Genomic DNA, 10,042 nt, shown 5'->3' with positions numbered 1-10,042 from the left:
CGTCCCGCCGCCGCCCGCAGCAGGCGCCGCAGGGTGACGCCCAGGGCCAGGTCCCGGTCCGGCAGCCGCACCAGACCCCGGTCCAGATCCACCTGGTCCCAGGTCAGGGCTGTCATCTCCCGGACCTGCATCCCCAGCTTCCAACCCATCCAAAGGGCAAGCCCCACCGGGGAGCTGCCCTCCGCCTGGAGCAGCTTCCACATCAAAAAACCGTCCACCTCCTGCCGAGGGCGGGACTCCTTCTGCCGTCCCTCCGGCAGATAGTCGGAGAAAACGGCATACAGAGTGGGGACGGCGATGCCGCTGATCCGGGCCACATAGGGCCAGTCGTGGGATTCCAGATGGCGGATGATGAAGTCGTGCCGCAGATCCATCAGGCTGATGCCGCCCAGCCCCGCCCGGTCCAGAGTTTTTCTGGCCAGGCGGGAAATGGACTCCGGCGGCATCTGCTGCCTGCGGCGGTCCGAGACCACCACGAAGGGAGTAGGCGGGTCGGGGCGCTCCGCCTGCCGGCGCAGGCAGGCCTCGGTCTCCATCTCCAGCGGGATGGTCCGGTCCGGCAGCCGGAGCTGATGGGCAGAAAAGTCCACATCGTTCCAAGTGAGGCGCTGGATCTCCTCCCGGGTCAGCCCCTGCCGCCAGGCCAGGCGGAGGATCAGCCCCGCCGCCGTCTGCGTCTGCTCCGCCAGAAGCTGGGCCATGGCCCGGGCATCCGGCCGTCTCATGGTTACTTTGCTCACGTTCCGTCTCCTCCCGGTCAGGGGGAGCGATGAACGGCGGGTTACGACCGTATGACATACGGACTGAACCCTGCACCGCTTTGGACGCTCCCGGTCAGGAACGCCCAGAATTGTTCTGCTGTCTCCATGGGATGGCGGGTGCGGGCAGCTGCCCACGGGTGCCCGCACCGGGCGTACCTGCCGCCTCTGACTTTCACCGTGTTTCTGTCTGTTTCTGTCTGCCGCCGTTTGCCGGGAGAGCCGAAGGAGCTTCGATGGGGCCCGGCACCCCACCCGTCACACGGGCTGGCTATTCTTGCCGGACTGCTTCTCCCACGCCGCAAGGCCCCGGATGATTAGGTCCCGGAACATCGCGTCCCGGGGGACGCCGGGGTAGCTGCTCTGCTTTACCGCGGTCAGTTCCGCCGCCAGCTCCGGCGTCACGGAGATGGTGAACCGTTTTTGATCTCTGTTCATGTACGCAGCTCCTTTCCATATAGTGGTTAAGTGAATTGGTGAACCTATTAAAGTTATTATAGTGGTTCACTGAACCGAAGTCAAGGGGGCTGCGGCTCTCTTTACACCGGTGGTTCACTCGTGTATAATAGGGCCAGAGGTGATAAGGATGGCAACAGACAGACCGCGTTACACGGTATCCGTGGACAATGAGCTGTTTCAGCAGATCGAGGATTTCCGCTTTGAGCGCCGGTTCCAGACCCGTTCGGAGGCGACCGTGGAATTGATCCGGCTGGGACTGGAATCCCTGAAAAAGGAACAGCAGACCCCGCGGGAGAAGCCGGCGGACGAGGCACGTGACGACTGACCGTCCGCCGGCGGCTCCGGCCGCGGGGACACCCGTGAAAACGGGAGCGCGCACCCCCGCCCTATCCTATCGGAGATAACTGAAACAGTTCTGATTCCGGCGCACCTCCGGGGGAGGCGGGAATCAACGAAAAAAAGACGGCTGCCGGGTTGGCAGCCGTCTTGGTGATTTTGGGAGATGGATACGTGAAGGGCACTCAGTAGAATTCCTTCAGACAGGCCTCCGCATCCGTCCAGGTGCCGGTGAAGGGGACGGGCGTCTCCATCTTCAGGGGCACCAGGGCGGTGGCGGAGCGGAGGACGGTGGGGATGTCAGCAGTCAGCCGCTCATTGATGTAGCCGGCAAAGGTGCAAGGAACGGCCAGGGCCCTCACGCCTGCCGGAAGTAGGATGCGATCTCCCGCATCCGCGCCGACTGGGATACATGGAAGGGGCACCGGCGGTCACAGTGGCCGCAGCTGATGCAGGCATCCGCACCCAGAGACAGGTTCCGGTAGTGCTCTGCCGCCAAGGCATCCCCCGCACGGGCCAAGTCATAATACTTGTTGATGAGGCCCACGTCCAGGCCGGCGGGGCAGGGCTGGCAGTGGTTGCAGTAGACGCAGGTGCCCTCCGCGTCTCTGGGGGTGAGGGAGCTGATGACGGAGTAGTCCCGCTCCGCCTCCCCAGCCCGCAGAAAGCCCAGGACCCGTTCCAGATCCGCCCGGTCTCGGACACCGGGCAGCACTGTCAGGACGCCGGGCTTGTCCAGGGCGTACTGGATGCATTGATATTCCGTCAGGGCCTGACCGAAGGGAGAGGTACGAGCATCCAGCAGCTGTCCGCCGGCAAAGGCCTTCATCACGGAGATGCCCACGCCCTCCGCCTCGCACCGGCGGTAAAGGGCCATCCGCTCCGTGGCGCTGCCGTTGGCATACTCGCCGTGCTGATAGTCGTAGCTGGGGTTGATGCTGAACATCATCATGTCCGCCAGGCCGGTGTCCAGCACCTCCCGGGCCAGGGCCGGCGTATGGGTGGAGAGGCCGATGTGGCGGACGACGCCCTGGGCTTTCAGCGCCTCCAGATACTGAAGAACGCCGTTGTCCACATACCGGCGCCAGTCGCCGGACTCGTCCATACAGTGGATGAAGCCGTAGTCGATGTAGTCCGTCCGCAGCTGCTCCAGCTGCCACGCTACCGACCGCTTGACGGTCTCCAGATCCGTGGTCCAGCTGTAAGGTTTACCGGCGGCGTAATTGGCGCCGAAGTGGACCTGGTAGAGCACCTGCCTGCGCACACCCGCAAGGGCGGCGCCGAAGATGGGGAAGCAGGCGGAGTCGGCAGTGGCCAGGTCGAAGTAGTTGATCCCCTGCTCCAGGGCCATCTCCAGCGTGGCGGCACCCTCTTTCGCCCCGGCGGCGGGGAGGCCGCTGGTGCCCACGCCCAGGACGCTGATCCGGTCCCCGGTGCGGCGGTTGACACGGTATTCCATAGGTCGAAACCATCCTTTCCTGTTGCAGCTCTGCGGCAGCCGGAGTCCGGACGCCGCGCCTCACATGACCCTATTATACCGCCTGAAATGAGAAATAGCGAATACCTGTTTTCTATGCTGAGACATACATTTCACACATATCACACTTGCGGCCCCACTGCGGCCATGATATGGTAGGGGAGAAGAGGAGGTGCGGCCCGGTGGAATTTCGGACGCTGAAGTATTTTTTGACTGTGGCCCGGGAGGAGAACATCACCCGGGCGGCGGCGCTGCTCCATCTGACGCAGCCCACCCTGTCCCGCCAGCTGATGCAGCTGGAGGAGGAACTGGGAGTCAAGCTGTTCCGCCGCAGCCAGCACCACATCGTTCTGACGGAGGCCGGGATGCTGCTGCGCCGCCGGGCTCAGGAGATCGTAGAGCTGGCGGAGAAGACGGCCCGGGAGCTCCGACCGGCGGAGGAGATCACAGGCCGGATCTCCATCGGAAGCGGCGACCTGCGGAGCATGACGTATCTGGCAAAGCTCCTGGCTGCCTTTCACCGCCAGCATCCCCGGGTCCAGTATGAGATTTACAGCGGAGACTCCGACGGGATCAAGGAGCGGATCGAGCAGGGACTCCTGGACATGGGACTTCTGCTGGAGCCGGTGGACACCAGCCGCTACCAGATCCTCCGGCTGCCCGTCCGGGAATCCTGGGGTGTCCTGGTGCCGGAGGATTCGCCTCTGGCCCGGCGGGAGGCGGTGACGCCCGGGGACCTGGCGGACAGCCCCCTGATCCTGACCACCCGGGAGCTGATGCGCCGGGAAATGATCCGCTGGTTCGGCCCTTACGCAGACCGGATCCAGATGGCGGCCAGCGGCAACCTGCCTTACAACCAGACCCAGCTGGCCCGGGAGGGGCTGGGGATCTATCTGGTGATCCGGCTGGATTGCGCCTATGACGGGCTGCGGTTCGTGCCCCTCTCTCCGCCGCTGGAGTCGGGCACGGTTCTGGCCTGGAAGAAGACCGAGGTCCTTTCTGCCACCGCTGCTGCCCTGCTGCGATTTGCCGAGAAATACGTCGGCGGAATATCAGACCATCCGGTATAGGTATTGGACAAGGCGAAGTTCCGGATTTAGAATGGAGGCGTCCCTGCGGGGACGTTTCCACTTTCTGCCCTGAGGTGCGGGCGATGACGATCCAGGAGGCCAGCGAGTGCGATCAGATCTCCATGGAGGTCCTGAGGTCGGGCAGGCCGCGACCCGGAGCGGCTGAACCTGATCCTGACGCTTCGGGATATCGGCTTCACCGGAGAGGAGACGGGGGGCTATATGCGGCTGCGGCTACTGGTGGAGATACGGGCCGCCGCACTGGCGGATATTTACACCCGTGAGCGGCAGGAGACACGCTGGCGGCAGAACATCCACACCGGGGCGGCGGTCTGCCCCGCATTCATAAGAAAGCATTGGGAGGTATGTTGCATGAAGATCATGGACAAGGCTGCATTTGAGGAACAGAACGTGTTTGGCCTGGGCGCGCCCAACGACGCTTTTGCCCGGTACTTTGCCGGCCGGTCCTATCTCAATCCCCTGACCCGCCCGGAGGACGGGCTGTTTCTGGCCAACGTCACCTTCGAGCCCGGGTGCCGGAACAACTGGCATATCCACCACGCCTCCGAGGGCGGCGGGCAGCTGCTGATCTGCACCGCCGGCGAGGGTTGGTACCAGGAGGAGGGCAAAGAGGCGGTCAGCCTGGAGCCCGGCAGAGTCATCGTCATCCCGGCGGAGGTCAAGCACTGGCACGGCGCCAAGCGGGACAGCTGGTTCAGCCACATCGCCGTCGAGATGCCCGGTGAGGCCTGCTCCAACGAGTGGTGCGAGCCGGTGAGCGACGCGGAATACGAAGCACTCTGAGCGGCTCCCGGCCGGGGAATCGCCGCTTGGCAACAAGGCACGGACAGTCCAAAGACTGTCCGTGTCTTGCTTTGCAGCAGCTCCGCCGGAATCCTTCCCGCCGGGGCGGAACGGGGGGCTGCACCGGATCCGGCTGCTGGCGGGCATCGGCCTCAGGCGGCCCTGCGGCGGCAGAAAGCGGAGACCAGATCCACCAGCCAGGACAAGGCGATCATGCCCAGCGCCAGGGTGCTGACATCATGCCAGGCGTATTGGTTCAGGGCCAGGATCAGCGGCGCGCCGATTCCGCCCGCACCGGCCAGGCCAAGGGCGGAGGCCTCGCGGATATTGACGTCAAACCGATAGAGCCAGGCGGAGAAGAACTGAGGCACCAGCTGCGGCAGGGCCGCGTGACGGACGCAGGACAGCTTCGGCGTCCCCATGGCCTCCAGAGCGTGATACGCCCGAAAATCCAAGGTGTCGATGGCCTCTGTGAAGCGCTTGCAGAGAAGTCCCACGCTGCACACTGCCAGGGTCAGCACTCCGGTAAAGGAGCCGGGGCCGCAGACGCGGATGAAGATCAGTCCATAGATCAGGAAGGGAACGGACCGGATGGCGGTCACCAGTGTCCGGAACAGCCAGGCGGCGGGGGCCGGAAAAAAGCGGCTGCTGCCGAGAAACGCCAGAGGAACGGAAAAGACGGCGCCGACGCAGGTCCCCACCAGCGCGATGGCGACGGTCTCCAGCAGGAGATAGGCAAGTCCGCTGCTGTCCAGGCGGAAAAACAGCTCCCAGTTCGGATGCAGGAGGCCGGTGAAGAGCGTCTTCACCATCTGCATGCTTGTGCGGGACAGGTCGGGCGGCGGAAGCGTGACCGTGCAGAACAATACCAGCGCGGCCGCCGCGCCCGCCAGCAGCCGGCGCCCCTGCCGGCCCAGGGTCCGCTCCTGCTGCACCAGACGGGTGAGCCATGTGCTGAGATGCTCCATGAGATAGACCACGGCGAAGAGGAGCAGCAGGATTGTCCCCACCTTGTCGTACTCCCGCCAGGAGACCTTTTCATTGAGCAGCAGGCCGATTCCGCCTGCGCCCACATAGCCCAGGATGGCGCTGTGCCGCACATTGCCCTCCAGCAGATAGAGGGCGTTGGTGAGATAGGCCGGCAGGATCTCCGGTAAGGTGGAGCGGAAGAACGCCTGGGCTGAGGCGGCGCCCATAGCCCGCAGGGCCAGATAGGGACCCTGGGGCGCGCTCTCGATGTCCTCATAGGTCAGGCGGGTCATGATGGCAAAGGTGTAGACCGTGATGGCGGCCGTTCCGGCAAAGGAGCCGATGCCCAGAAAGAATGTGGCCAGCAGGGCCAGGATCAGGGCCGGGAAGGAGCGGAGCACCTGGATGCAGAAGCGGACCGCCTTCTTGACCGGCCCGGGTCCCGGCAGGGAGGCGGCGCAGGCCATGGCGGCCGGGATGGACAGCACCGCGCCCAGAAAGGTCCCGGTGATGGACATCTGGATCGTGGCCCACAGCAGGGGCAGGACCTTCCCGAGGAATCCCCAGTCCGGCGGAAACATCTTTGCGGCGATGTCCGTCAGGTGGTCGCGCCGGCTCCACATCAGGGACAGGTCGCATCCGGTGAACCAGGCGGCTCCCAGGAACAGCAGCACAAAAGCGGCCGCAGCGAGGCAGCGGATACGTCTTTGTTTCATACGGCCGCCGCCTCGCCGTAAATATCCCGCAGGACGGCCTCCGTCACATCCCCGGGGGCGCCGTCAAAGACGACGCGTCCCCGGTTCATGCCGACGATATGGGTGGAGAACTCCAGGGACAGGTCCAGATTGTGGCTGTTCATTAGGATGCTGACGCCGCGTTGGCGCTGAATGTCCCGGAGCAGGCACAGGATCTGCCGCCCGGTGACGGGGTCCAGGGACGCCACCGGCTCGTCCGCCAGCAGGATGGAGGGGTTCCGCATCAGGGCGCGGGCGATGGCCACCCGCTGCTTCTGCCCGCCGGAGAGGTTTTTCACCGGCTCCTCCAGCTTGTCCGCCAGCCCGACCTCTCGCAGGATCGCGGCGGCCTGTTCGGACCGCTCCCGTCCGAACGCCCCCAGCAGGGAGGCGGCCAGGGACATGTCCGGCAGGCAGGCGTTCAGCACGTTCTGGATGGCGGACAGGTTCTCCACTAGGCAGAAATCCTGGTAGATGGTGCCGATCCCCTGCTGGACCGCCCGCTTTTCCCGGCCTCGGGCGGCTTCAAAGTGCGTCCCGCCATAGAGGACTTCACCGCCGCTGCACAGCTCCGTTCCATTCAGGATGCGGAACAGGGTGGTTTTCCCGGCGCCGGACGGGCCGATGACCGAGAGAAACTCGCCGTCGCCCAGGGTGAAGCTGACATCCCGCAGCACCTCGCCGGAACGCTGAAATTGTTTGCGGATATGGATCGCCTGCAGCATGAAATCCCTCCTGAAGATGGTCACGCTTCCATAGATTTCAAAAGCGCCTGGGCCGCCCGCTCTCCGTCATAGTCGGAGTCGCTGCCCCAGTCGTAGCCCACCTGGCTAAATACACCGAAGATCTCCTGGCCCTCCTCGGTCTGGGCCAGCTCGATGAAGGACTCGCCCACTGCCTGCCGGAAGGCTTCGTCCGCCATGGTGTCAGAGGTCTTGCTGTACGCGATCATGTCGTTGTAGATGCCGTCCGTCACACCGATCACGCCGGTCTGCTCCACCATGGGGGCTGTGCCGTCGAAATCGGATTCCCAGATGGGGGCGTTCTTGATGCGGATGTGGCCGTAGGACACCATCACATCCACCTGACCGGCAGCTAGCCGGGCCACGGAGGTGGTGTGGGAGTCGCACTCCACCACATTGTCCAGATCGCTGATCCCCTTACCGTAGTGCTCCTGCAGCCACAGGGAGGGATAGATGTACCCGGAGGCGGAGGTGGGATTCAGCACCGCCCAGGTGGCGCTGTTCAGGTCGTCCCAGGTCAGCTCCTCCCCGGCGTTGACCTTGGAGAGCAGCTCCTGGCCCTTCTCGCTGGGACCGGCCAGCAGGATACAGCGGTAGTAAGTGCTCATGCCCTCTGTGTTCTCCTCGATGGTGCCGTCGTTCCAGTCGGCGGGGTTCTCAGAGTCTTTGTTGATGGCATAGCGCAGGGCGGTCAGCAGCACATCGCAGTCGTCGGAGAAGAGCACATAGTTGCCGCCGGAGATGAAGCCCAGGTCCGCGCTGCCCGCGCTGAGGGCCTCGCCCACGGCGGTGTAGCTGGTGCCCACGGTCATGTCGATCTCGCCCACGTCGTAGCCCTTTTCCAGCAGCTTTGCCTTCAGCAGCTCCTCCAGCGGCTCCGTGGACTCGGAGATGAGGTCGGCGTCCGCATAGGGAGAAAATGCGATTTTCAGAGAGTCCACCTGCTGTACATCGGTGTCGGACGGAGCCTCCGCCGTCTCCCCGGTGCCGCAGCCGGCCAGGAGTCCGGCGCACAGCGCCAGGCTCAACAAAAGTGCGGAAATCTTCTTTTTCATGGGAATCCCTCCAGTTTAATTTTCTGCGCAAAACAAAACGGGCACGCGCCTCATCAGCACATACCCGTTCAGACCTTCACGCAGATGCTGATGCCCCCGCTTCCGCCTGGGAAGCCGGGTGCGGTCGGCCCTTACTGGGACCCTCTCAGCCTGGAACACAGGCTCCCTCGCAATCTGGTTCTTGTCATCTATGTGAGCGTGGCGCCAGGGAGCTCCCCCTTTCGCCGCATTCCTTAAACCTCGGCCAGTATAGCACGCTGTACAGAAAAAAACAAGAGTGGAAATTTTCCCCCGGCCGCCAGCTGGCAGCCCGCCGAAAGGAACACCTGTCCGGCATCGGGTGGGCGCGAAGAGAACCCCGCTGGAGGGGGATGGCTCCGGCGGTCAGAACAGCATGGCCAGCGTCCCGGCCACAATGAGGGCAAGACCTGCGGCGGAGCGAGATGTGAGCCTCTCCCGAAACACCAGCCGGGAAAAGGCCACTGTGACCAAAATGCTCAACTTGTCGATGGGCACCACCACGCTGGCGGGGCCGCTCTGAAGCGCCCGGTAATAGCACAGCCAGGAGGCCCCGGTGGCCACGCCGGACAGGCAGATGAACGCCAACTCCCGCCGGGGCACCTGCCGCACCGCACCGGCCTTGCCTGTCACCAGCACCATGAGCCAGGCCATCACCAACACCACACCGGTGCGGATGGCGGTGCCCAGGTTGGACTCCACGCCCTGAATGCCGGCTTTGCCCAGGATCGCGGTGAGACTGGCAAACACCGCCGAGCCGAAGGCGTAGAGCATCCAGCTCCCGCACTGGGGGGCACAGCCGGCCGCGGGGGACCTTTTCTCCAGCATCAGGAAGGTGCCTGTGCCGATCAGCACCACCCCGATCCCCTGAGGCAGGCCGATGGGCTCCCCCAGCAGAAAAAAGGCCAGCAGGATGGTGAGCACGGTGCTGGATTTGTCGATGGGCACCACCTTGTTGATGTCACCCAGCTGGAGGGCCTTGAAGTAGCACAGCCAGGAGGCTCCGGTAGCCAGGCCGGACAGCACCAGAAAGAAGAGCGTTGTGGGGCCGATGTTCCGGATCTCCCCCTGGGAGCCCACGACAAACACCATGGTCCACGCAAAAGCCAGCACCACAAGGGTGCGGATGGCGGTGGCCACGGTGGAGTCGGTCTTCCGGATGCCGCACTTGGCCAGAATGGCCGTCACACCGGCGAAAAGCGCGGATCCAGCCGCGAAGAGAATCCACATACGCATTCCTCTTTTCTGATGACTGCCCCTTGGACAGTGCCCCCTCGATGCCGCCCCCTGCGGAGACGCCGCGCCTCCGGATGGCACATCCGTGCTTCACGCCGTTCCGGCGGTGGTGCAGGCAGCCAGGGCGGAGCTCCCTCCGGCGCGTTGCGCCGCCGCCGGACAAGAGCAGGCGGCCGCCCTCCGGTAGGCTCCGGCAGTCGACACGGTCCTAATCGTTTGCACCGTTTTCAAAAATATCGGGGGAGGGCCGGACGGGGGGCGGCGGAGGCTGCCGTACCTGCTGTGATCTCCAGCCCTGCACACTGCGGTGCGCCGGGAAGTTGGATGTTTGCCCGTAAAAGCCCTGACAGGGCGGGGGCCGCGGCCGGAGAAAGGAGCGGCCG

Annotated in this window: 11 protein-coding genes; 3 read left to right on the top strand and 8 right to left on the bottom strand. The window is 64.5% G+C overall.

What is annotated here, in order from left to right; all coding sequences use genetic code 11:
* Both HMPREF1546_RS04080 and HMPREF1546_RS04075 read right to left on the bottom strand, forming a co-directional pair.
* A partial coding sequence (locus HMPREF1546_RS04080) for a tyrosine-type recombinase/integrase (RefSeq protein WP_147629907.1) occupies positions 1-740 on the bottom strand: 740 nt, incomplete at its 3' end.
* A 276-nt stretch (positions 741-1,016) separates the two neighbouring features.
* Positions 1,017-1,196, bottom strand: coding sequence for a hypothetical protein (locus HMPREF1546_RS04075; RefSeq protein ID WP_021750309.1), 180 nt, complete (start codon positions 1,194-1,196; stop codon positions 1,017-1,019).
* 148 nt (positions 1,197-1,344) lie between these two features.
* Here HMPREF1546_RS04075 and HMPREF1546_RS04070 point away from each other — a divergent pair, with 148 nt between their 5' ends.
* Complete coding sequence (locus HMPREF1546_RS04070) at positions 1,345-1,542, top strand: ribbon-helix-helix domain-containing protein (RefSeq protein ID WP_021750310.1); 198 nt, start codon at positions 1,345-1,347, stop codon at positions 1,540-1,542.
* A gap of 196 nt (positions 1,543-1,738) precedes the next feature.
* Here HMPREF1546_RS04070 and HMPREF1546_RS18695 read toward each other — a convergent pair whose 3' ends face one another.
* Positions 1,739-1,915, bottom strand: a complete 177-nt coding sequence (locus tag HMPREF1546_RS18695; protein ID WP_021750312.1) for a hypothetical protein — start codon at positions 1,913-1,915, stop codon at positions 1,739-1,741.
* Positions 1,912-3,012: an aldo/keto reductase gene (locus HMPREF1546_RS04065; RefSeq protein WP_021750313.1), complete on the bottom strand. Its 1,101-nt coding sequence runs from the start codon at positions 3,010-3,012 to the stop codon at positions 1,912-1,914. Before HMPREF1546_RS04065 ends, HMPREF1546_RS18695 begins: the two co-directional genes overlap by 4 nt.
* 200 nt (positions 3,013-3,212) lie before the next feature.
* On the opposite strand from HMPREF1546_RS04065, the gene HMPREF1546_RS04060 reads away from it, so the two are divergent.
* Both HMPREF1546_RS04060 and HMPREF1546_RS04055 read left to right on the top strand, forming a co-directional pair.
* Positions 3,213-4,100 (top strand): LysR family transcriptional regulator, encoded by an 888-nt coding sequence (locus HMPREF1546_RS04060; protein ID WP_036630898.1) that lies wholly within the window; start codon positions 3,213-3,215, stop codon positions 4,098-4,100.
* Between the two features lie 372 nt (positions 4,101-4,472).
* Positions 4,473-4,904 (top strand): cupin domain-containing protein, encoded by a 432-nt coding sequence (locus HMPREF1546_RS04055; RefSeq protein WP_025545232.1) that lies wholly within the window; start codon positions 4,473-4,475, stop codon positions 4,902-4,904.
* A 152-nt stretch (positions 4,905-5,056) separates the two neighbouring features.
* Here HMPREF1546_RS04055 and phnE read toward each other — a convergent pair whose 3' ends face one another.
* The 4 genes from phnE to HMPREF1546_RS04035 form a co-directional block, all read right to left on the bottom strand.
* Complete coding sequence (gene phnE, locus HMPREF1546_RS18130) at positions 5,057-6,589, bottom strand: phosphonate ABC transporter, permease protein PhnE (RefSeq protein ID WP_021750316.1); 1,533 nt, start codon at positions 6,587-6,589, stop codon at positions 5,057-5,059.
* Positions 6,586-7,332: a phosphonate ABC transporter ATP-binding protein gene (locus HMPREF1546_RS04045; RefSeq protein WP_036630900.1), complete on the bottom strand. Its 747-nt coding sequence runs from the start codon at positions 7,330-7,332 to the stop codon at positions 6,586-6,588. Before HMPREF1546_RS04045 ends, phnE begins: the two co-directional genes overlap by 4 nt.
* 20 nt (positions 7,333-7,352) lie before the next feature.
* Positions 7,353-8,405 (bottom strand): phosphate/phosphite/phosphonate ABC transporter substrate-binding protein, encoded by a 1,053-nt coding sequence (locus HMPREF1546_RS04040; protein ID WP_021750318.1) that lies wholly within the window; start codon positions 8,403-8,405, stop codon positions 7,353-7,355.
* A 384-nt stretch (positions 8,406-8,789) separates the two neighbouring features.
* The gene (locus HMPREF1546_RS04035; protein WP_036630902.1) at positions 8,790-9,653 is read right to left on the bottom strand and encodes an EamA family transporter; all 864 of its coding nucleotides are present in this window, start codon (positions 9,651-9,653) and stop codon (positions 8,790-8,792) included.
* Positions 9,654-10,042 lie beyond the last annotated feature (389 nt).

It is taken from the genome of Oscillibacter sp. KLE 1745, from assembly GCF_000469445.2.
GTDB lineage: Bacteria > Bacillota > Clostridia > Oscillospirales > Oscillospiraceae > Oscillibacter > Oscillibacter welbionis.
The sequence above is the reverse complement of the archived record's forward strand: the minus strand, read 5'-3'. Positions and strand labels throughout refer to the sequence as shown.